This is a genomic window from Micromonospora sp. LH3U1, assembly GCF_028475105.1.
Taxonomy (GTDB): Bacteria; Actinomycetota; Actinomycetes; order Mycobacteriales; family Micromonosporaceae; genus Micromonospora.
In genome coordinates, this window is record NZ_CP116936.1 from 2,222,506 (window position 1) to 2,244,211 (window position 21,706).

Consider the following 21,706-nt stretch of genomic DNA (forward strand, 5'->3'; position numbering starts at 1 on the left):
CATGACCGCAATGACCGCACTGCTCACCGCGTCCCTGCTGGTCCCGAACGTGGTGCCAGCCCCGACCGCCATGACCGCTGAGGCGGTCACCTGGACCACCGCGAACAGCGTCGCCACCGGCGACCAGGACCTGCCCTCCATCGCCATGAACCGCAACGGTCACGTCGCGGTGGTGTGGGAGGACGACCGGGACAGCACCGCCCCCGAGGACGACACCCACAGCGAGATCTACCTGCGGCTGTTCCGCGACGGCACACCCGCGTACGAGCTGAAGCTCTCCGGTGGGGGAACCAGCGGGGCCGCCTGGCGACACATCAGCCCCGACGTGGCGCTCGACGACCGGGGCAACGCGGTGGTGGTCTGGGCCGCCGACGGCGACGGCAACGGCGTCTACAACATCCAGTACCGGGTGGTCTCGCCGAGTGGCGCGGTACTCGGCTCGGGGCAGGCCAACGCCAGCGACGCCGGGCAGCAGATCTGGCCGAAGGTCGCTGTCGACCCGGATGGCGCGCCGACCAACGCCGCCGCCGTCGGTTTCACCGTGGTCTGGGAGGACGTGCAGGGGACGGCTCCCGCCACCGTCAAGGCCGCCGGCTTCACCGCAGCCACCACGAAGGCGTACGAGGTGACGGCCTCGCAGACGACGGGAACGCACCACCGTCCCGACGTGGCGGTGTCCGCCGACGGCGAGGCGCTGGTGGTCTGGGACGAGGACGCCGACGCGAACGCCTCGTACAACATCGGTCTGACCCGGCTGGCCCGGTCCAACGGTGCCGTGGTCCTGTCCCGGCGGACCGCCAACGCGCAGAGCGGCGGGCAGCAGCGGCGTGCCTCGGTCGCGGCGAACTTCGCCGGTGACTTCACCGTCGGGTGGGAATCGGACCACACCGGCACCCGGGGTGTCTGGACCCGATCGTTCACCGCGGCCGGCGCGGCGCGGCACGGCGAGGTCGAGGTCTCCACCGGGACCGGTGCCGTCACGCCGGGTGTCGGCATCGACGACCAGAACAACGTCGTGGTGGGCTGGACGGTGTCGGGCGCCAACCCGGACGTGTGGGCGCGTGGCCTCAACCCGGACGGTACGTTCGCCGGACGGCTGGCCGCCCAGGCGCTGAGCCAGACCACGACGGGTCGCCAGGAGCACATCGCCGTCGCCGCGTCTCCCTGGGGAGAGGTGAGCGTCTGCTATACCGACGACAACGACGGAAACGCCTTCGACCAGGTTCTTCTCGGCCTGGGGGCGACGAACTCCACCTGGCTCATGTCCGCCGACGAGCTGCGCCGGCTGAAGGCGCGGGCTGGTACCACGGCGAACTGAGCCGACCGGCTGCACGGAGCAGGGGCCGCGCGAAATCGGGCATGTAGAAAACCTTCGATGAGTGCGTTGACTTCGACGGATTGCTACATAACAATCAGCATCAATATTTACGCCTGTCGTTGTAGCGCTCGATCAGCTCCGCTTCGGCGGGCACGCCGCGCATCGAAAGTGAGGGCACGATGAGACACGGTCGACGATTGGCCGGCGGCGCAGCCGCGGCCCTGTTGATGGTCACGAGCCTGATCGGGGCGGCGCCCAGCGCCGTCGCCGCGGCCGTCACCCCCGCGCTCACCGCCGCGGTGACCGCCAAGCTGCTCGGCTCCGCCGAGCTGTCCACGGCCGACGCGCGACGGGACACCCGGATCACCGTCAGCCGCACCAGCGGTCGGTGGGCGTTCGGCACCGCCGTCGCTCTCGCGCCCCGACAGGAGGACGCCCACCCGACCGGGTCGATCTTCATCGCCCGGTCCGAGCCCGCCGGGTGGCGGATCGCGTTCGACGGCGAGGCCGCCTTCGGCGAACTGTCCGCCGAGTCGCCGCTGACGACGGCCCAGGAGAGAAGCGTGCTCACCACCACGCCGACCCCGATGTACGCGGGCGGCGACTACCGGACCGGGATGGCCCTGCCGTTCGGTGTGGGCCAGACGTGGACGCTCACCAGCGGGCCGCACGGCTGGGGCGGAAGCGAGTCGCCGTACAGCTCGGTCGACCTGGCCGGTGGTGACCAGGTGGTGCGCGCGGCGCGGGCCGGCGCGGCGTACACGATGTGTCAGGGATGGATCCGGGTCATCCACGACCGGGGCTACTCGACCGACTACTACCACCTGTGGAACAGCATCTCCGTCAACGGCGCCAGCGTCGGCCAGGGTGCCGTCCTGGGCAACACCGGCACCGACGTCACCTGCGGTGGAGCCGCCTACGGCCGGCACGTCCACTTCGGGCTGCGGCAGAACAGCGCGTACGTGCCGATCGCCGGCCACGACATCGGCAAGTGGGTGCTGGCCAACGGCGCCGCCGCCTACCAGGGCGGGGCGCGGCACGGGTCGGCGTGGGCCGGTGCGGGGGCGGGTCTCTACAACTACGGCGCGCTCGGCTTCAACCAGGGAGTGGTCGACGCGAACGGCGGTGGGGCACTGACCCGACGCGCCGGGCCGGGGACCGGCTACGGGGCACTGGGCTCGCTGGCCGACGGCGCCACCGTCACCATCTCCTGCTCCGCCAACGGCACCTCCCACACCGGGCGGTACGGCACCACGGCGCTCTGGAACCGGTTGAGCGACGGCAGTTGGGTGTCCGACGCCTACCTGTCGACCGGTGTGAACGGTCCGATCAACGGCTGGTGCTGACGAGTTCGACCGCAGAGGTTGGCGGCTCACCGGCCGCCAACCTCAGTCACCGCAAGGAGTGCTCATGTCCGTTCGCACCTCCCACCGAGGCCGGCTCCTGCTCGCCCTGACCACCGCCCTGACCGGAGTCGTCGCGGTCGCGTCACCAGCCGTCGCCGACCCCGGTGGGACGCCAGTGCCGGCCGCCCCGCTGGCCGCCGCGTTCGACACCGCCGCCGCGCGGTACGACGTCCCGCGCGACCTGCTGGTGGCACTGGGATACGCCGAGTCGCGCCTGGACATGCACGCCAGTGCGCCGAGCGCGGCGGGCGGCTACGGGCTCATGCACCTGGCGAACAACCCCGGCGTGCGCACCCTGGACGAGGCGGCCGCGCTCACCCGGCTCAGTCCGGGCGCGCTGCGGACCGCACCCGCGGCGAACGTTCTCGGGGCGGCCGCCGTGCTGCGCTCGTACGCCGATCAGGCCGGCCTCAGCGCCACGGCCCGGGACGACGTGAACGGTTGGTACGCGGCGCTCGCCCGCTACGGTGGCGCCCACGATCCGTCGGTCGCCCGGCTCTACGCGGACACCGTCTACGACCTGCTGCGCGTGGGATTCACCTCGGCGCGCGGAGAAACGGTGGTCGGCCGGCCGGTCGCGCCACGCAGGGGCGGCCTGGAGCGGGCCGCTGTGCTTGGAGGGGTCGGCACCCTCAGCACCGACTACGGGCCGGCCGCGTGGGCGCCGGCCAGCACGAGCAATTACACCGTGGCCAGTCGACCGGGCAGCCACCCGGTGAACCGCATCGTCATCCACATGACGCAGGGCGCGTACGCCGGTGCCATCAGTTGGTTCCAGAACCCGGCCGCCAAGGCGAGCGCGCACTACACCTTCCGATCCTCTGACGGGGCCGTCACCCAGTCGGTACGGGAGAAGGACATCGCCTGGCACGCCGGCAACTGGACCTACAACACCGAGTCGATCGGCATCGAGCACGAGGGGTACGTCGACAACGCCGCCTGGTTCACCGACGCCATGTACCGCGCCTCCGCCGCGCTCACCCGCAGCCTCGCCACCAAGTACGGGATACCCAAGGACCGGGCGCACATCATCGGGCACCGTGAGGTCCCCGGCGCCACCCACACCGACCCCGGCCCGAACTGGAACTGGACCTACTACCTGCAACTGGTGAACGGAATCACCGGCATCGGCTCCGGCACGGTGAACACCGAGTCGGCCAACCTCAACGTGCGTTCCGGGCCGGGTGCCAGTTACCCGGTTGTCGGCTCGGTCGCGGACGGCGCCACCGCTGCCATCTACTGTCAGGCCGTCGGGAGCGCGGTCACCGGCCCGTACGGCACGACCGCCATCTGGAACCGGATCGGCACCAACCGTTACGTCTCCGACGCCTACCTGCTGACCGGCTACGACGGATACATCCCGAACGTGCCGCGCTGCTGACTCGCGGACCCGTCGGGCAGCCACCCACCTGGCTGTGTACAGCGAAGCGTCCCGGACCCTGGCAGGTCCGGGACGCTTCAGCGTCAGCCGTTTTCCTTCACGTACACACCGGAACCGGGCAGTGACTCCGTGAGCCCTTGCATCTTCAAGATCAGGAAGACACGGTCAGCGACGAAGCTTGAGACTTCGTACTGCTCGCACAGCTCCGCCCGGCTCGGCAGGCGCGAGCCCGGCGGAAATTCTCCGGACTTGATCCTGTTGGTCAAGTCCTCGGCAACGCGCTGGTAGGCGTACTGCGGCGGCACTGGTGTTCCCCTATCGGTCGGCGCCTTCCACTCAATCACCCATGGGGAGTGCTTGACTACCGATGGATAGCCATGGCAGGTTTCCGGTAGCGCCCCTATCGGTCGGCAACTGACGGGGTGCACGGATAGCGGTCCGGCCACTTGATCAGGGATCGGTGGCCGGACCTGCCCCTCTGGAGGTGGAGCCGTGGCTATGGACGACGGGCCCTTGACGCCAGCGCTGGTCGTCTGGACTGCTCAGCGGGTGATCATTCAGCATCGTGAGCCGCCGAGCGAGCACCGGACCAAGGGCCGCTGCACGCAGTGCCAACCCGGCGGGTGCGGGATGCTTACGTGGGCGCGGGACACGCTCAAGGCGCACCGCAGGTGATCGAGCGGGAGTTGCCCCGGTCGGTGTGGGTGCCGACGCTCGCCCGACAGACCATCAGGGAGCACCGCGTGCAGCCGTCGTGCCGGCGCTGCCGGCCAGACGGGTGTCCGGAGCTGCGGTGGGCGCGCGACCGGTTGAAGAAGTACCGGCTGGCCGGGAACCGGACACAGCGATCTTAGAAGCCCTCATATGTGCAGCCGCTCACGCTTCCGCCGACGCACCGAAGAGCAGGTCGAGGTGGGCATCCAGCGCATCCAGCGCCTGCTCGGCGGTGTACTGCCCGCCCAGCAGGTAGACACCGAGCCCTTCCATCAGCGCCAGCAGGCCGGCCGCGGCGGCGTCACCACGGCCGTCGGGTAGGACGCTGGCGATGAACTCGGTGAGCTGCCTGGTGCCCTCGCGGAGGCTGGACGCGGCGGCCGGACGCACCGCCGTGTAGGCGAGGAACGCGAGCGCCACCCGTCCGTCGTCGCGGGTCCCCTCATCGAGGGGCAACAGTGCGCCGATCATCGTACGCAGCAGCAGCCGAGGCGGGGGGTCCGCGCCCAGTCGCGCGATCGCCTCGGTGACCCTGATCTGGCTGCGCTCCCGCACCACGCTCAACGCGAACGCCATCATCTCGTCCTTGGTGCGGAAGTAGTGCTGGACCATCCCGGCCGACACACCGGCCTCGGCAGCCACGTGTCGGAGGCTGACGCCCTCCAGGCCCTGATCCGCGGCAACCCGCATCAACGCGCCCGCGATGAGGGTGCGTCGCTCCTGGTGATCGACCTTCTTGGGCATGGCCTCGATCGTTGCACAGTGGGTGACCCGGACATGTCGCCAGCGGCGGCGGTTACCGGCTGACGGTGGTGCTCGCGGGGGTGCCCCGGGCGCTGCGCAGGAGGCCGTCCGGGTCGTCGGCGTACAGCCGCAGCTCGTTCGTCGGCGCGGACCCGCCCCTCGGCAGGTCGAAGCTGAGCGGCCGGCGGAGCAGGACGTCGATGCTCGTCTGGCTGCCGACCGAGACGGACACCACCCGACGGTCGCCCTCCTGCTCGACCTGCACCGATCTGCTGGAGGGTAGCGAGCGGTAGCGCTTGCGTAGCGCCTCGATGTCCGTCCAGGGGATCCAGATGTCGATGCCCGAGCTGAGGCGCACGCGTAGGCCCCGGTCACCCACGACGTGTGGATGGATCGTCATGCTGGCGAAGAGCCCGATCATCCAGAGCAGACCCCAGATGCCGAGGCCAAGCACGATCCAGCGGGCAGGCCGCCATGGCACCACGTGTGTGACGACGACATCGAAGATCGGAATCTCCACGATCGACAGGCCGATGAAGATGCCGAGGATCGGCTTGACCACACCGAGGTAGCCGAACGGCTCGTCCCCAGGCGCCAGCGGCCGGGGCCTGCGCAGCGCCCACACGTACAGGCTGCGCCACATCGCGGCCTCGGCCTCTGCCGCGCGGCGCAGCAGCGGGAACAGGCGCGCCCTGGTCGATGCCTTCGGGTCTCTCACGGGCATCGGGGCCTACCTCCATAGCAATACGACTGCATTGCATCCCACCGTAGCGCCTTTACGATGCGACTGCAATGTCACCCTGCGGGTGCGCGACCCGGAGCCGAGGCGTTGCCGGCATCTGCCATGCTCGGGCCGGTGACGACCGGCCGCCCGACCAGAGTCCCCACCCACCGCCGCACCCGGGGCCGTACCGCCCGCGTCCTCCTCGTGCTCGTCGCGGTGGCGGCCGTCCTCGGCATCGCACTGGTCGTCGTACCGATGCTGCGACCGGCGGGGCCGCGCCCGCTCTTCCAGCTACCGGTCAGCTGCGGCGAGACGTGGCAACTCGGCACCTACCCCGGCCATGACGACTTCGACGTCGATCTTTTTCCCACTGACGGCGAGGCGTGGGGTCGCCCGGTGCTCGCGTCGTACGCCGGCACGGTCACCGAGGCGGGCATCAACGGGTCGCTGGGCGGCCGTACCCCGGACAACCCGGACGGCCCACGGGGGCGTGGCGGGGGTTACTGGGTGAAGATCGACCACGGTGGCAAGTGGGAGACGCAGTACCTGCACATGCTCGAACCTCCGCTGGTCGAGGTCGGTCAGCAGGTCGCCCAGGGTGACCAGATCGGGCGGCTCGGCAGCACCGGCAACTCCGGCGCACCACATCTGCACTACGAGCAGCGGCGCGGCTGGGACAAGGTCGAGACCCACTTCGACGGGGTGCCGTCGGGCATCACCACCGACGACCGCGAATACACGGTCAAGCGGACGAGCGACAACTGCCGTCCGGCCGTCTCCTGAGGACGGCGGTTTGTCCGGCACTGATCTGGGCACTGATCCGGGGGACAGATTCAGACGCAGGGAGGAGCCGGCCATGGCCAAGGGTGACGTCGACACGTACCAGGAAGACGGGCAGTGGAAGAACAAGCCGGAGGGCAACGAGCGCGCCAGCAGCACGCATGACGTGAAGGCCGACGCGCAGGCCCAGGGCCGCGAGATGGCGGCCGACCGTGGCGTCGAACACGTGATCAAGAAGCAGGACGGCACGATCGGGGAGAAGAACACCTACCCGCGTAGCCGCGACCCCCGTGACATTGCGGGCTGACCGCCCCGCTGCCTGCGGACTGACCTCTTCGGCCTGGCCGAGGAGGTCAGTCCGCTTCTTGGCGAACAGGACGTTGATGTTCGGGATCGTCTCCCCTGGCTGGGCCGGTCAGTTCAGGCCGGGACCACGTACGGGAACGTGTTGGCACGCGCGGCCTTCGTGACGTCCGAGGTGAGGCCCGAGGTGGTGCCGGTGTTCAGGACCAGGGAGAACATCACCTCGGGCGCGTTGTCGGCCATGGTCCGCCCGTTGCGGATCGCGAAGCCGTAGTTCGCGGCTGTGCCGACCTTGTACGACAGCACGTCGGGGTAGAGCTGCCGGGCGACGCTCCAGCCGTACGCCGGGGGGTCCGGTGCGGTGCCGTTCGCCGCGACGACCCCCGCGACCGCGGTGGCGATCTCCTCTCCGTCTTCGGCGAGGTCCCTGCTGGGGTGTCGGAAGTTGGCGGGGTCCGAAAAGTCGGTGTCGTGGGGCCAGAAGATCGGCCACATCATCGGGTGGCCGGCACGGTTGATCTGGCGCCATCCGCCGGCGTCGGTGGCGAGCAGCGTGCGACACCACACGCCGATCTCGGTGCCGTCGCGCAGCAGCGGCTCGTCATGGGAGACCTCGAGGACGATCGACTCGACGGTCGTGCCAGCGAAGCTGTTCTTGGCCTGGTCGACCCGCCACGCGGAGCGATCCACCGTTGAACCGTTCTTGACCGCGCCGTTGATGGTGGCGAGTTCGTCGAGGTCGACGAAGAACGGGTCGGTGATCCGCCCGGCCCAGATCCGGACGTTGCCGCCGGTCGACACGTCGCCGGTTCGCCCCTCGGCGATGGGAGTGCCCATCGCGGCGTCGTCCCGGGCGTCCGCCCCGGTGAGCTCGTACAACTGGAGGGCCTGCTTGCCGTCGCCGTCCGGCTCGCCGAAGGCGAATCGGTAGGTCAGATCCTCCATCTCCGCGCCGTTGAAGTGAATCTTGATCTCGTAGCGCGCCTCGGCGTGGAAGCCGCGCTTGATGTCGGCCTTGGTCACCGAGCTGTTGACGTCCATCACGAACACCGTGGCGCGGTCGCCGTTGAAGACGTACAGGTCGTCGATGTAGAGCTGGCCGCCCTGGGCGGCCAGGGGGGTGTCGAGGTGGTGCGACATGAGTTCACTCCCGGAAATGCCGGATCTCTGGATGAATCCGAACATAGCCGGGCAAAAGCCCGCTCTCCGTGCCATCGGCCGAATCCGGCTCGCCTGCGCTGGCGGAGAACCAGCGGCACGCGGGGGTGGGCCGCCCGAGGCTTCTCGGACGGCCCACCCGCTCATGCCAGCGTCGTCAGATGCGCGACCACTTCTGGTTGGCCGCGCCAATGCAGTCCCACAGGTGCAGCTTGCCGCCGTTGTTGGGGTTGGCTTCCCGGACGTCCACGCACTTGTTGGCGTTGAGGTTTACCAGGTCGCCGGCCCCGTTGAGGGTGAAGCGCTGTGCCGGATTGCCATTGCAGGTGACCAGGTTGACCTCGGTGCCGTTCGCGGTGCCGGCCCAGGCGGGGTCCATGCACTTGCCCATCGCGCGGACGGTTCCGTCCGAGGCGAAGGTCCAGGCCTGCGCGGCGGTGGTGTTGCAGTCCCAGATCTGCAGCTTGGCGCCGTCGACCGGGTTGGCGCTGGGGATGTCGATGCAGCGACCGCTCTGCGTGCCCCTGATCCGGCTGGTGCCGGGAGCCGGGTCGCCCCCACCACCCGGGGTGTAGCCGGACACCCGCACGTAGTCGACGAGCATCTGCTGCGGGAACTGGGTGGAGCCGTCCGGGTAGCCGGGCCAGTTACCGCCGACCGCCACGTTGAGGATCATGAAGAAGGGATGGTCGAACACCCAGCGGTTGCCGCCGAGCCGGGCGGGATCGACCCGGTGGTACTGCACCCCGTCCACGTACCAGGTGATCACGTTGGGTTCCCAGTCCACCCGGTAGGTGTGGAAGCCGTCGGCGAGCGGCCCGCCGAGGGTGCGGCTGCCGGTGATGCCTCCGCCGCCGGAATAGCCGGGCCCGTGCACGGTGCCGTAGACGGTGTTGGGCTCCTTGCCGACGTTCTCCATGATATCGATCTCGCCGGCGTCGGGCCACCCGCCGCCGGTGCCGAGCATCCAGAACGCCGGCCAGATGCCCTGACCGCGCGGGATCTTGATCCGGGACTCGAACCGGCCGTACGTCTGGGTGAAGGTGGATGCCGTCAGCAGCCGCGCGGACGTGTACTCGCAGCGTCCGTAGTGGCACTGGTAGTTGGCGGGGTTGTCCCGGCGGGCGGTGATGACCAGGTTGCCCTGGCCGTCGTGGACGGCGTTGCTGGTGCTGTTCGTGTAGTACTGCCGCTCGTTGTTGCCCCAGCCGCTGCCGCCGATGTCGAACCGCCATTTGTTCTGGTCGACGGGCGTGCCGGCGGGGGAGTTGAATTCGTCCTGCCAGCTGATCGCGCCGATGTCGGCCTCGGCCCGGTCGGGGTGCGTTGGGAGGACGAGCGCCGCGGCGGTCGCGACGAGGGCGACCGCCGCGAGGGCGAGGGGGCGAAAGCGGAGGCGGGGGCGGGTTGTGAACACGTGAAGCTCCTCAGCAGGGGGGTGGCGGAGGCTGCGCGACGGAAGGTGCGGAGAGTCAGAGAGCGCTCTCCGTAACGAAGTATGTCGATATAAGGTCTTTCTGTCAAGAGTGTTTCCAATTCCCGCACCCCCCTCGTCACGCTCCGTGCAGTCGAGGCTCCGAGATGGACGCGACGGCCGTGGGGGCGAGCTCGTCGGACGTGGCCAGCGCCGCGCGGGCGAGCACCCGATAGCGGTCGAATCGACCCTTCCTATTGCCGTGGGGCGTCCACCCGGGACAGGATGGCGAGGCGTGCAGGAAACGTCCTCGTAACCTGCGCGCTGCTGGTCTCTGTCACAAGGAAGTGGGAGTCAGTCATGAGCGACGCGTCGGCGGCACTGGGTGTGCGCCTCTACCCGGACCTGGTCGAGCGGGGTGGTCTGGCCCCCGCGCTCCTCGAAACCGCTACCCGCCACGGGCTCGACGTCGGTCGGGTGACCGCCCCCGAGCAGGGTCGGAGCCGGTTCACCTGTGCCGAGCTGCACTCCGACCAGGGCGTGGTCTGCGTGGGGCTGGGATCACAGGCCCGCTACTTCATGATCGACCTTCGGATCGCGGGCGAGGTCCTCGCGCGGGGCGACGTCATGGACCTGGTGCAGGTCGCCCAGGTGGCCGCGGCCTGGCAGGCCGGGATGACGATCGCCGAGCTCACCGCTCGGTTCCCGTTCATGGAGGAGATCAAGCACCGCTCGGCGCCGGTGGCCCAGGTCAGCTAGCCGCAGGTCCCGGCGGGAATGGCTGTGGCCGTCCAGCGGATGGTCGCCGATCTGCACGCGGCCACGTCCTGAACATCCTCACTCACCCCCAGGCGTGACGGACGCACGACGACTGGGCAGATCAGCAGCGCTGCCGGGGTGGCAGAGGTGCGCCGGTGCCGACGCCACGGTTCAAATAGGTCGACTGGACGAAGGCGACGAGGCGTTCCGCGTCGGTCGCCGTGGAGGCCAGCCCGAAGGACACGCGGACCGCACCACCCGTCGGCAGCCGCAGCGCCGCGAGGTACTGGTCGATCGTGTCGACCCGCGCCAGCAGTCGCCGTCGGATCGAAGCCCGGCTGATCTCGAAGGCGCCCTCCGCCGCGCCCGGGTTGCAGAAGCAACCGGTACGCAGAGCGAAGCCCGCCGCCGCGGACTCCCGCGCGACGAGCCGCTCGTCGACCACGGTGCCGTCCGGGTGGCGGAGGTTGAACGTCACCGTGCCGCCGCGCCCGGCGCCCGTCGTCGGCCCGTACACCTGGACCAGCGGTCGGCCGCTGTCGTGCCGCAGCGTGGTCAACCGCTCCAGCAGCCATTCGGTGAGCAGGCCGACCCGGGAGTGGACGAGGTCCACGCCGATCGAGTCCAGCCAACGCAGCCCGAACTCCACGTCCGGGATGCTCAGGAAGTTGAGCGTGCCGTCCTCGAACGCCGACTCGTCGTCCATCGACCGGTGCCAGTCGCCCTGCACGCTGACCGCCCGGATCGTGCCGCCGGCGAACCAGGGACGGCGCAGCCGGGCCAACGCGTCACGGCGGGCCAGCAGCGCGCCGACCCCAGTGGGGTAACCGAAGAGCTTGTACCAGCTCAGGCACACGAACTCCGGCCGGACGACGCTGAGGTCCAACCGGTTCGTCGGCGCGAAGGCGGCAGCGTCGAGCAGCACGTCGTATCCGCGCTGGTGGGCCAGCTCCACCCAGGTCAGCGGGTGCTGCACGCCAGAGAAGTTGCTCTGCGCCGGGTAGGCGAACAGGCCGCGACGACCCGTCCGACCCCACCACCCCGTCAGCCCGCCCCGGCCGGCGTCGAGCACCGTGACCAGGTCCGACTCGGCGACCCGTAGCTCCGGCCCACTCAGCGGTACGTAGCGTGCGGACGCGCCGGACCTCCGGGCGTACTCGCGGATGCCGTTGACCGAGTTGTGGTTGTCCCAGGTCAGCACGAACGGCGAGGCCCGGCCGAAGTCGTACGCCTCGCCGACCAGTCGGCAGGCGCCGCTGGCGTTGGGAGTGAAGACGACCGCGTACTCGGCCGGGTCCGCGTGGAAGAAGTCGAGCACCGCGTGGCGCGCCGACTCCACCAGCGAACCAGCCGCCGCACTGGTGGGGTTCTCCGAGTGTGGGTTGCTGTACATGCCGGCGAGCAGCCGGTCGTGATGTTCGCGCACCTGGGCCTGTGCGGCAACCCCGGCCCCGGCGTAGTCGAGGTACACCTGCCCGTCCCGGTCGAGGTGTCGGTACTCGGTGGCGCGCAGGTCGTCGATCCGGGCGGTCGCGGTGTATCCCGGCAGCGCCGTGGGGGAGGTGTGCGGGGCCGGCTCAGGTCGCACCATGGGAGTCCCGCCGCACCAGCACCGCCCAGGTGGCGCCCAGGAAGAGCACCACGAAGCCGCCGAGCACCAGCCAGTTCACCCACACCGGCCGGGAGAAGGTGTCGCCGTACGTGGCCAGCAGCGGCGGGCCGAGCGGGGAACCGCCATCGCGCCAGAGCCGTTCCACCCCGGCGGTGTGCCCCAGGCCCTCGAACGCCCACCGGTTCGACATCGCGTAGCTGAGCCACTGCCCGCCGACCGCCATGGCCGGCACCGGCAGGATCGCGCCGACGAACAACACCTGCGGGAAGCAGAGCATCGGCAGCATGAGCGTCGCTTGGGCCGCGTCGGACACGGCCGCGGAACACAACAGGCCGAGGGCGAGCGCTGCCGCCGAGGAGAGCAGCAAGGTCGCGTACACGGCGGCGAACTCGGGACCATCGACCGGAGGCAGCCTGTCGATTCCGCGCAACACCCCGAGCAGGGCCAGGTCCACCAGGGCCAGCAGCGGCAGCAGCACCGCGACCTTTCCCATCAGGTACGGCACCAGCCGGACGCCCGCAAGCCGCTCCCGACGCAGGATCGGTAGCTCGGTGCAGATCTGCAGTAACCCGTAGGTCAGCCCGAAGAAGAAGCCGCCGAACGCGATCCAGAACAGGATCATCACGGTAACCGTCGGGCTCGGTCGTGTCGGCTCGAACGCCCCTGGACGAAACAGCAGTGCGAACATGCCGAGCACCATCAGCGGCGAGCCCAGCAGGATCGCCAGGGTCAGCCGATTGCGGACGACGATCTCCGCGTTGCGCGCGGTGAGGACGGCCCACTGGCGCAGCCGACCGACCTGACCGGGCACCGGCGCGGTGATGTCACCATCGTCGATGGTACGTGCCGTCGGGCCGGCGTCGCGCTGCGCGGAGAAGCGATCGGGCCACTCGGCCGGATGCGTCGCCTCGTCCAGCCGCAGGTGCACCTCGACGAGGGACCGCAGGCCGAAGAATTCCCGGGCGGCGGCAGGCGTACCGGTGAAGGCCAAACGGCCCTGGCGGGTCAGCACGACGACCCGGTCGCAGCGGTCCACGTCGGTGATCTGATGGGTGGTGAGCACGACGGTGGTCCCCGCGTCGGCGAGCGTGCGCAGCACCCGGAGCAACTCCACCGCGATCGCCGGGTCCAGCCCGGAGGTGGGCTCGTCCAGGAAGAACACACCGGGCCGGGTGAGCAACTCGACGGCGATGCTGGCGCGTTTGCGCTCACCGCCGCTGAGCAGGCCCACCGGCACCGCGGCCCGTTCGGTGAGCCGCAGCTCGGCGAGCACCTCCGCGACCCGCGCACTGACCTCGATCGACCCGGTCGCGGAGGGGAGGCGCAGTCGGGCGGCGTACCGCAGGGTGCGGGCCAGAGGCAACTCCCGGTGGATGATGTCGTCCTGCGGGACGAAACCGATCGCGCCAGCTCCGGCGATGCCGTCGTACGTCACGGCGCCCACCGTCGGTCGCCGTACCCCGGCGAGTATCTCCAGCAGGGTGGTCTTACCGGCGCCGCTGGCGCCGATGATCGCCACCAGTTCGCCCGGTGCGATGGCCAGCGAGATGGCGTCCAGGATCTGGCGACCGCCCCGCACACTCTGGCCCAGACCATTGGCAGCGATGCCGACGCTGGCACGTGAGGGAGACGTGGTCTGCTCGGTCGTCATGTCGAAGGCCCGATCCGGTCGGTGAGGGGTCCGCCTGAATATCGTGCCTCGCCGATGTTACTGACCACGGGGTCGCGGTGGCGATCTCAGACCCGCAGAAGCTGGGCCTGACCATCGAGCCTGGCCGGGTGCACTCGATGGGCTGACCGCCCAGGCTGTCGGCATCCAGGTCGGCGACGCCGTCGAAAACTCGGCGAGTTCGGCTACGCCGAGACCTCGGCGAAGAACTGCCGCAGAGCGTCGGCGACCAGGGTTGGTGCCGTCATGGTCACGAAATGCGACTGGCCCGGCCAGACGACGTGGCGTGCCGCCCGAATCGTCGTGGCGAGGGTGTTCATCGTCGTGGGCATCGGCTCCCACGTGTCGGCACCGGCCAGCAGGAGCGTTGGTACGGAGATCGAGGACCACCGGGCGACGTCTGTGCTGTCCCCGGCGAGGGCCTCGAGATCGTGCAGCCAGCCGATCGCCGAACGCCGCGCCTCGACCGGGTCGGGCGTCCGGTCGCCCGCCGCGGCGGCGAATGCGGCGACGATCTCCGCCGGAACCCGTGTCACGTCGTTCAACACCGCTGCCATCGCCTCGGCGTCGTCGCGCGCGAAGGCGGACCGGTACCTGCCGAGCAGGGGTGCGATCTCCGGTCCGGCCGCGAAGAGCGGGGGCTCGAAGATGGCCAGCGAGCGTATGTTGCGCGGATCAGCCGACGTGGTGTGCAACGCCAGGGTCGCACCGTAGGAAGCTCCAACGAGGTGGACCGGCTTGGCCGAGGGCCGGCGCGCCGCCGCGATGACGGCAGTCATGTCGGCGGTCTCGTCCTCGAAGGACTTGGTGCCGGGCGGGACGTCGCTGGGACCGTATCCGCGCCGGGCGGGCATCCAGACCTCGTGGTCGCGGGCGAGGTGATCCGCGACGCTGGCCCAGGAATGCAGCCCACCACCCGATCCGTGCACGAGGACGACGGGGTCGCCGACACCCAGGCGCCGGACCACCAGGCGGGTCCCGTCGGCCGACTCGACGTATTGATCGTGGCTGCTCACGTCTGCTCCCGTGTTCCGGTCGGCCAGTTGCTCAGAGTGGTGTGCACCGCGTCGAGGATCGAGCGCCACGACGCGTCGACATCGCGGGGATGCCCGAAACCGTCCACGGCTTCGAGACTCGCGAAGCCGTGGAAGGTGCTGCGGACGAATCGCATCGCGTCGGTCAGTGCCGGCTCGTCGAGCCCATACCCGCGCAGCATCGCGTAGCTCAGCTCGATCAGGCGCAGGTGCCCCGCCGAGTTCGTGCCGACTTCGGGTGGCAACTGGAGTTGGGTCGCGGCGTACTGCCCCGGGTGCTGGACGGCGAAGGCGCGCCAGGCGTCAGCGAACCCGACGAGGGCCTGGTGGCCTGCTCGACCAGCCACGGCGATCGCGAGTTGATCGGCGAACGCCGCCGCCGCCTGGACCGCGACGTGCTCGATCAACGCTTCGCGACTGCGGACGTGCACGTACAGCGCGGCGTCCGTGACCCCGAAGTGCCGGGCGACGGCGGCAACGGTCAACCGCGACAAGCCGACCGAGTCCGCCAGTTCGGCTGCGGCGGCCGAAACGCGCGCACGTGTCAAACCCTGCCGTGGCATACCGATCCTTTGACTCACTAGGATTTAACTTAGGGACCCTAAGATACCACCGCCGCGAGCGTGGTCTGCCGACCCGGGGGCATGAACGGCCCAGTCGGGGGAAGACCGGCCGTTCCGCCGCCGAACAGGAGAGCCCGGATGAGAGCCGTCGTCTACGCGGGCGTTCGGACCGTCGCAGTCCGGGAGGTGCCCGACGCGACGCTGGAGGCGGAGACCGACGCGATCGTGCGGATCACCTCCACCGCCCTGTGCGGCACCGACCTGCACATGTACGACGGAAGGACCGTGGCCGAACCCGGGCTGGTGCTCGGCCACGAACCGCTGGGTGTGGTGCAGGAGGTGGGCAGCGCGGTGCAGACCGTGCAGCCCGGCACCCGCGTGGTGATCCCCACGCACCTGTTCTGCGGGACGTGCGTGATGTGTGCCCGGGGCCTCTCCGCGGCCTGTCTACGGGCCCGGGCCGAGGGCCCGGGCGCGGCGTACGGCTACGCCGGAATGGGTCCGTACCGGGGTGCCCAGGCAGACCTGCTGCGGGTGCCGTGGGCCGACGCCAACTGCGTACCCCTGCCCGGCGAGCCGGGGGACGCGTACGAGGACGACTTCGTGCTGCTCGCCGACGCTTTCGTCACGGGGTGGCACGCCGCCGCCACCCTTGCCGGGGTCGAGCCCGGTGACACGGTGGCCGTGTTCGGTGCCGGCGCCATCGGCCTGTTGGGCGCCTACTCGGCGCTGCTCCGAGGTGCCCGGATCGTGTACTGCGTCGACGCCCGGCTCGACAAGGCCGGCGAGATCGGTGCCGTGCCGATCGACTTCCGCCGTGATGACCCGGTCGAGCAGATCCGCGCCGACCGGGCCCGGGCCGGGTTGCCGCTCGGTGAGGAGAAGCTGGGCGGAGTCGACAAGGTCATCGACGCGGTCGGGTTCCAGGCCCGCGACCGGGAGCATCCCGACCAGGAGCGCCCAGACCAGGTCATCTCCGACGCGGCCCGGCTGGTCAACCCCGCTGGCGCGATCGCGGTCGCCGGCGTGTACCCGGACACGGACCCGCACCCCGGCCCCGGCGCGGACGGCCATGAGAATCTGGTCGCGCCGTGGGGGACGCTGTTCAGCAAGGGCGTCGCCGTCCGGTTCGGCCGCACCCACGACCGCCGCTACACCGTGCTGCTGCGGGACCTGGTCGTCGCCGGCCGGGCCCGGCCCAGCATGATCGTCACCCACCACGGCAGCCTCGACGACGCGCCGGAGCTGTACCGCAGCTTCGACCGCCGTGAGCACGGGGTGATCAAGGCGGTGCTGCACCCGTGAGCGACGAGCCGGAAAGCGGCGTGACGGAGCACTTCGACCCGCCCCTTCCGGTCAACACCAGCCTCAGAGGCTGAGCGGCCCCGGGTCGGTGGCCAACTGCCGGAACCGTACGCGCGGGTCGGGCACCAGCCGCCGCGTCGACAGGTCCAGCAGCCCGCCCACCCCGGTCAGCCGGGCTACCGGAGTGCCGTCCACGAGGGTGTAGTCCTGCTCGATCTGGAACACCTTGCCCTCGCTCCAGTTGAACTGGCAGGACACGTCCACCTCGTCCCCGCCGCGCAGCTCCCGCAGGTACTTCAGGGTGGCCTCCAGAGCGACCGGTCCCACGCCGGCGGCCAGGAGCCGGTCCTGCGCGATGCCGGCGGCTCGCAGGCACTCCCACCGGGCGTGCTCGCCGTACTGGAGGTAGACGGCCTGGTTCAGGTGGCCCTGGGTGTCCAGCTCGTAACCGCGAACGGTGATGCGTACTCGGAAAGGATCTGCCATGCGGCAGAGGGTAGCGGGACGCCCCGACACATAATGCCGCCCGGCCGCGTCGCCTGATACCGCCGGGAGTGCAGGGGCTGGTGTTCCGGGCGAACACTGTGCCACGTCTATATTGCCGGATTGTTACATTTTCAACAGCCCCTCGCCTTGCGGATGGGCCTCTCGCCGCAATACGTTGCCGTCAACAACAAAACCAAGTGAAGGTCAAACCTTCCGGAGGCAACCGATGACGTTGGCGAGGTGGTACGAGCGATGAGCGACGTGCCCATCCTCCTTGAGATGCGCTCCATCACCAAGGAGTTCCCCGGAGTCAAGGCCCTCTCCGACGTCAACCTGGTGGTTCGCGCCGGCGAGATCCATGCCATCTGCGGCGAGAACGGCGCGGGCAAGTCCACCCTGATGAAGGTGCTCAGTGGGGTCTACCCACACGGCACCTATGACGGCCAGATCGTCTATCAGGGGTCGGAGAGCAAGTTCTCCGACATCCGGGCGAGCGAGAGTGCCGGGATCGTGATCATCCACCAGGAGCTCGCGCTCATTCCGGGTATGTCGATCGCCGAGAACATCTTCCTCGGCAACGAACCGCGCAAGCGGGGCGCGATCGACTGGAAGGCCGCGAACCGGATGGCGCTGGACCTGATGGCCCGGGTCGGTCTGCAGGAGGACCCGGACACCCTGATCAAGGACATCGGGGTCGGCAAGCAGCAGCTCGTGGAGATCGCCAAGGCGTTCGCCAAGGACGTGAAGCTGCTCATCCTGGACGAGCCGACCGCGGCTCTGAACGAGGCCGACTCCCGGCACCTGCTGGACCTGCTGCGTGGTTTCCGCTCTCGCGGCATCACCTCGATCATGATCTCGCACAAGCTGAACGAGATCGAGGCGATCGCCGACCAGATCACGATCCTGCGCGACGGCCGGACCGTGGAGACCCTGGACGTCAAGGCGGACGGGGTCGACGAGGACCGGATCGTGCGGGGCATGGTCGGCCGTGAGCTGGGCAGCCGGTTCCCGGACCACACACCGAAGATCGGTGAGGTCTTCTTCGAGGTCCGCGACTGGAACGTCCGGCACCCGATCTCCGCCGACCGGCAGGTCTGCAAGAACGAGAGCTTCGTGGTGCGCCGCGGCGAGATCGTCGGCTTCGCCGGCCTGATGGGCGCGGGCCGCACCGAGCTGGCGATGAGTGTCTTCGGCCGCTCCTACGGGGTGTTCGAGTCGGGCACGATCATCAAGGACGGCAAGGAGATCGTCCTGAAGTCGGTCGCGGACGCGATCGACAACGGGCTCGCGTACGTCAGCGAGGACCGCAAGGCGATCGGCCTCAACCTGCTCGACGACATCAAGTCGTCGACGGTGGCGGCCAAGCTGTCCAAGATCTCGCACCACGGCGTCCTGAGCGAGGTCGAGGAATACCAGGCGGCTGAGGCGTACCGCAAGGAGTTGCGGACCAAGGCCCCGACGGTCGACGAGAGCGTCTCGAAGCTCTCCGGCGGCAACCAGCAGAAGGTCGTCCTGGCGAAGTGGATGTTCACCGACCCGGACCTGCTGATCCTCGACGAGCCGACGCGCGGCATCGACGTGGGTGCCAAGTACGAGATCTACGGCATCATCCAGCGGCTCGCCGACCAGGGGAAGGGCGTCGTCGTCATCTCCTCGGAGCTGCCTGAGCTGATCGGGCTCTGCGACCGCATCTACACCGTGTTCGAAGGCGCCATCACGGGCGAGATCGCCCGGGCGGACGCCACCCCGGAAAACCTCATGAAGCAGATGACCTCGACGAAGAAGATGCTGACACGATGAGCCGATTGAAGGACCTTCAGAAGAACCTGTTCGGAGGCACCACCTCCAACGCTCGCCAGTTCGGGATGATCTTCACCCTGGTGGCGATCGTCGTCCTGTTCCAGATCCTGACCGATGGCCTGACCCTGCGGTCGGACAACCTGATCGCGCTGTTCCAGCAGAACTCGTACATTCTGATTCTGGCCATCGGCATGCTCATGGTGATCGTCGCCGGGCACATCGACCTCTCAGTCGGCTCTGTCGCCGCCTTCGCGGGCATCCTGGTGGCCAAGTCGATGGCCGACTGGTCGCTGCCCTGGCCCGTCGCCATCCTGTTCGGCCTCGGGATCGGCGCGCTCATCGGAGCCTGGCAGGGCTTCTGGGTGGCCTACATCGGGGTGCCGGCGTTCATCGTCACCCTGGCCGGCATGCTGCTGTTCCGCGGTGGCAACCAGTACATCGGTAACGCCAACACGATCCCGGTGCCGGAGGGCTTCCGGGAGATCGGCGCCGGCTTCCTGCCCGAGTTCGGCCCGAACACCGGCTACAACAACGCCACTCTGCTGCTCGGCCTGGCCGCGGCGGTGGCAGTGGTGTGGCGCGAGATCCAGGCCCGCAAGACCCGGCGGGCGATGGACGCCGACCCGGCGCCCATGTGGATCTCGATCCTGCGGATGGCCATCATGGTCGGGGTGATCGCCTTCGCGTCGCTGCGCTTCGCCAGCGGTCGCGTCGGTACCAGCTTCCCGATCTCCGGCATCATCCTGCTGGTCCTGGTGATCGCGTACTCCTTCTACACCCGCAACACGGCCGGTGGCCGGCACATCTACGCGGTGGGCGGCAACTCCCGGGCGGCCGAGCTGTCCGGTGTGAAGCTCAAGCGGGTCAACTTCTTCGTCATGATGAACATGTCCGTCCTGGCCGCGCTGGCCGGCATGATCTTCGTGGCCCGTTCGGCGGCCTCCGGACCGCAGGACGGCAACGGCTGGGAGCTGGACGCCATCGCCGCGGTCTTCATCGGTGGCGCGGCCGTCTCCGGCGGTATCGGCACCATCAGCGGCTCGATTGTTGGTGGTCTCGTCATGGCCGTGCTCAACAACGGCCTGCAACTGATGGGCGTCGGGACCGACCGCGTTCAGATCATCAAGGGCCTGGTCCTGCTGCTGGCCGTCGCGATCGACGTCTACAACAAGAGCCAGGGGCGGTTCTCCATCATCGGGAGTCTGATGCGGCCGTTCCGTCGCGACGACTCCGCCCCACCCGCCTCACCGCCGGACGCGGAGCGCGAGCCCGCCAAGGCAGCGGTGTCCGGCTGACGGCCACCGACCTCTCCACCCGTTCCAATTCCAGAAAGGCAAGTCCTCACATGCGTAAATTCTTTGGCACGTCGGTGGTCGCCATCAGCGCCGCCGCCATGCTGACCCTCGCGGGCTGCGGCTCCGGCCGCGACGGCGACTCCGACACCAAGGGCGAGGCCGCCAAGGGCTTCGCGGCGAACTCGCTGATCGGCGTGGCCCTCCCGGCCAAGACCTCGGAGAACTGGGTCCTCGCCGGTGACCTGTTCACCAGCGGCCTCAAGGAGGCCGGTTTCGAGGGCCAGGTGCAGTACGCCGGCGCGTCGACCACGGTCGCCGACCAGCAGGCGCAGATCACCGCCATGGTGACCAAGGGCGCCAAGGTCATCGTCATCGGCGCGACCGACGCCGCGCAGCTGTCGACCCAGGTCGCCGCTGCCCACCAGCAGGGCGTGAAGGTCATCGCGTACGACCGGCTCATCACCAACACGCCGGACCTCGACTACTACGTCGCGTTCGACAACTTCAAGGTCGGCCAGCTCCAGGGCCAGGCCCTGCTGGACGGCATGAAGGCCAAGAAGCCGAACGGCCCGTACAACATCGAGCTGTTCTCCGGCTCGCCGGACGACAACAACGCCGGTGTCTTCTTCAACGGTGCGATGGACGTGCTCAAGCCGGAGATCGACAAGGGCAACGTGGTCGTCGCCTCGAAGCAGACCGACGTGAAGCAGACCGCCATCCAGGGCTGGAAGGCCGAGGGTGCGCAGGCCCGTATGGACCAGCTGCTCACCTCGACCTACGGCAACAAGGAGCTGGACGGCGTCCTCTCCCCGAACGACACGCTGGCCCGCGCGATCCTGACCTCGGTCAAGGGTGCTGGCAAGCCGATCCCGGTCGTCACCGGTCAGGACTCCGAGGTTGAGTCGGTCAAGTCGATCGTGGCTGGCGAGCAGTACATGACGATCAACAAGGACACCCGCAACCTGGTGAAGGAGACCATCAACATGGTCAAGGCTCTCCAGGCCGGTAACGCCCCGCAGGTGAACGACACCAAGTCCTACAACAACGGCAGCAAGGTCGTCGACACGTTCCTGCTCCCGCCGGTCGCCGTCACCAAGGCGAACGCGGCTGAGGCGTACGCCAACGACCCGAAGCTCGCGCCGCTCACCAAGTAATCACCGCACGGTAGGCAGCAACGCCGATGGGTCCCGGATCTCCTCTTCCGGGACCCATCGTCGTCCTGGCACCCCTGGCACCGACCC

20 protein-coding genes are annotated in these 21,706 nt (G+C 69.3%); 10 read left to right on the forward strand and 10 right to left on the reverse strand.

Going from position 1 to position 21,706, the window contains the following annotated elements; genetic code table 11:
- Position 1: 1 nt before the first annotated feature.
- From PCA76_RS10150 to PCA76_RS10160, 3 genes are all read left to right on the forward strand, one after another.
- Positions 2-1,318 carry a hypothetical protein gene (locus tag PCA76_RS10150; protein ID WP_272616905.1) on the forward strand — a complete coding sequence of 439 codons (1,317 nt, stop codon included), beginning with the start codon at positions 2-4 and terminating at the stop codon, positions 1,316-1,318.
- A 179-nt stretch (positions 1,319-1,497) separates the two neighbouring features.
- Positions 1,498-2,664, forward strand: a complete 1,167-nt coding sequence (locus PCA76_RS10155; protein ID WP_272616907.1) for a peptidoglycan DD-metalloendopeptidase family protein — start codon at positions 1,498-1,500, stop codon at positions 2,662-2,664.
- 64 nt (positions 2,665-2,728) lie between these two features.
- The gene (locus PCA76_RS10160) at positions 2,729-4,105 is read left to right on the forward strand and encodes an N-acetylmuramoyl-L-alanine amidase (protein ID WP_272616909.1); all 1,377 of its coding nucleotides are present in this window, start codon (positions 2,729-2,731) and stop codon (positions 4,103-4,105) included.
- An 83-nt stretch (positions 4,106-4,188) separates the two neighbouring features.
- Here PCA76_RS10160 and PCA76_RS10165 read toward each other — a convergent pair whose 3' ends face one another.
- The 3 genes from PCA76_RS10165 to PCA76_RS10175 all read right to left on the reverse strand — a co-directional run bounded on the left by PCA76_RS10165 (position 4,189) and on the right by PCA76_RS10175 (position 6,287).
- On the reverse strand, positions 4,189-4,446 hold the full coding sequence (locus tag PCA76_RS10165; RefSeq protein WP_272619280.1) for a winged helix-turn-helix domain-containing protein: 258 nt from the start codon (positions 4,444-4,446) through the stop codon (positions 4,189-4,191).
- A 535-nt stretch (positions 4,447-4,981) separates the two neighbouring features.
- Positions 4,982-5,563, reverse strand: coding sequence for a TetR/AcrR family transcriptional regulator (locus PCA76_RS10170; protein WP_272616911.1), 582 nt, complete (start codon positions 5,561-5,563; stop codon positions 4,982-4,984).
- 52 nt (positions 5,564-5,615) lie between these two features.
- On the reverse strand, positions 5,616-6,287 hold the full coding sequence (locus tag PCA76_RS10175; RefSeq protein ID WP_272616913.1) for a hypothetical protein: 672 nt from the start codon (positions 6,285-6,287) through the stop codon (positions 5,616-5,618).
- Positions 6,288-6,407: 120 nt separating this feature from the next.
- On the opposite strand from PCA76_RS10175, the gene PCA76_RS10180 reads away from it, so the two are divergent.
- Both PCA76_RS10180 and PCA76_RS10185 read left to right on the forward strand, forming a co-directional pair.
- Positions 6,408-7,070 carry a M23 family metallopeptidase gene (locus PCA76_RS10180; RefSeq protein WP_272616915.1) on the forward strand — a complete coding sequence of 221 codons (663 nt, stop codon included), beginning with the start codon at positions 6,408-6,410 and terminating at the stop codon, positions 7,068-7,070.
- Positions 7,071-7,143: 73 nt separating this feature from the next.
- A complete protein-coding gene (locus PCA76_RS10185) occupies positions 7,144-7,374 on the forward strand; it encodes a DUF2188 domain-containing protein (protein ID WP_272616918.1) in 231 nt (76 codons plus the stop codon).
- Between the two features lie 113 nt (positions 7,375-7,487).
- Here the strand turns inward: PCA76_RS10185 and PCA76_RS10190 are convergent, their stop codons facing one another.
- Together PCA76_RS10190 and PCA76_RS10195 are read right to left on the reverse strand one after the other, a co-directional pair.
- Complete coding sequence (locus PCA76_RS10190; RefSeq protein ID WP_272616920.1) at positions 7,488-8,510, reverse strand: DUF4331 family protein; 1,023 nt, start codon at positions 8,508-8,510, stop codon at positions 7,488-7,490.
- Between the two features lie 175 nt (positions 8,511-8,685).
- A complete protein-coding gene (locus tag PCA76_RS10195; RefSeq protein ID WP_272616922.1) occupies positions 8,686-9,945 on the reverse strand; it encodes a family 16 glycosylhydrolase in 1,260 nt (419 codons plus the stop codon).
- A 357-nt stretch (positions 9,946-10,302) separates the two neighbouring features.
- Here PCA76_RS10195 and PCA76_RS10200 point away from each other — a divergent pair, with 357 nt between their 5' ends.
- Positions 10,303-10,701 (forward strand): hypothetical protein, encoded by a 399-nt coding sequence (locus tag PCA76_RS10200; RefSeq protein WP_272616924.1) that lies wholly within the window; start codon positions 10,303-10,305, stop codon positions 10,699-10,701.
- Positions 10,702-10,822: 121 nt separating this feature from the next.
- Here PCA76_RS10200 and PCA76_RS10205 read toward each other — a convergent pair whose 3' ends face one another.
- The 4 genes from PCA76_RS10205 to PCA76_RS10220 all read right to left on the reverse strand — a co-directional run bounded on the left by PCA76_RS10205 (position 10,823) and on the right by PCA76_RS10220 (position 15,579).
- Entirely contained in the window at positions 10,823-12,289 is a 1,467-nt protein-coding gene (locus tag PCA76_RS10205) for an aminotransferase class V-fold PLP-dependent enzyme (protein ID WP_272616926.1), read from the reverse strand.
- Positions 12,279-13,964: an ATP-binding cassette domain-containing protein gene (locus tag PCA76_RS10210; protein ID WP_272616928.1), complete on the reverse strand. Its 1,686-nt coding sequence runs from the start codon at positions 13,962-13,964 to the stop codon at positions 12,279-12,281. The genes PCA76_RS10205 and PCA76_RS10210 overlap by 11 nt, the downstream gene beginning before the upstream one ends.
- A 203-nt stretch (positions 13,965-14,167) precedes the next feature.
- Positions 14,168-14,998 (reverse strand): alpha/beta fold hydrolase, encoded by an 831-nt coding sequence (locus tag PCA76_RS10215; RefSeq protein WP_272616930.1) that lies wholly within the window; start codon positions 14,996-14,998, stop codon positions 14,168-14,170.
- The gene (locus PCA76_RS10220) at positions 14,995-15,579 is read right to left on the reverse strand and encodes a TetR/AcrR family transcriptional regulator (RefSeq protein WP_272616931.1); all 585 of its coding nucleotides are present in this window, start codon (positions 15,577-15,579) and stop codon (positions 14,995-14,997) included. Before PCA76_RS10220 ends, PCA76_RS10215 begins: the two co-directional genes overlap by 4 nt.
- Positions 15,580-15,717: 138 nt before the next feature.
- Between PCA76_RS10220 and PCA76_RS10225 the strand changes: the two genes are divergently transcribed.
- A complete protein-coding gene (locus PCA76_RS10225; RefSeq protein WP_272616932.1) occupies positions 15,718-16,884 on the forward strand; it encodes a glutathione-independent formaldehyde dehydrogenase in 1,167 nt (388 codons plus the stop codon).
- 63 nt (positions 16,885-16,947) lie between these two features.
- Here the strand turns inward: PCA76_RS10225 and PCA76_RS10230 are convergent, their stop codons facing one another.
- On the reverse strand, positions 16,948-17,370 hold the full coding sequence (locus PCA76_RS10230) for an acyl-CoA thioesterase (RefSeq protein WP_272616934.1): 423 nt from the start codon (positions 17,368-17,370) through the stop codon (positions 16,948-16,950).
- 252 nt (positions 17,371-17,622) lie between these two features.
- Here PCA76_RS10230 and mmsA point away from each other — a divergent pair, with 252 nt between their 5' ends.
- The 3 genes from mmsA to PCA76_RS10245 are packed head-to-tail and all read left to right on the forward strand — an operon-like array spanning position 17,623 to position 21,619.
- Positions 17,623-19,170, forward strand: coding sequence for a multiple monosaccharide ABC transporter ATP-binding protein (mmsA, locus tag PCA76_RS10235; RefSeq protein WP_272616936.1), 1,548 nt, complete (start codon positions 17,623-17,625; stop codon positions 19,168-19,170).
- The gene (gene mmsB, locus PCA76_RS10240; RefSeq protein ID WP_272616938.1) at positions 19,167-20,465 is read left to right on the forward strand and encodes a multiple monosaccharide ABC transporter permease; all 1,299 of its coding nucleotides are present in this window, start codon (positions 19,167-19,169) and stop codon (positions 20,463-20,465) included. The genes mmsA and mmsB overlap by 4 nt, the downstream gene beginning before the upstream one ends.
- Positions 20,466-20,515: 50 nt before the next feature.
- Positions 20,516-21,619 (forward strand): substrate-binding domain-containing protein, encoded by a 1,104-nt coding sequence (locus PCA76_RS10245; protein WP_272616940.1) that lies wholly within the window; start codon positions 20,516-20,518, stop codon positions 21,617-21,619.
- Positions 21,620-21,706 lie beyond the last annotated feature (87 nt).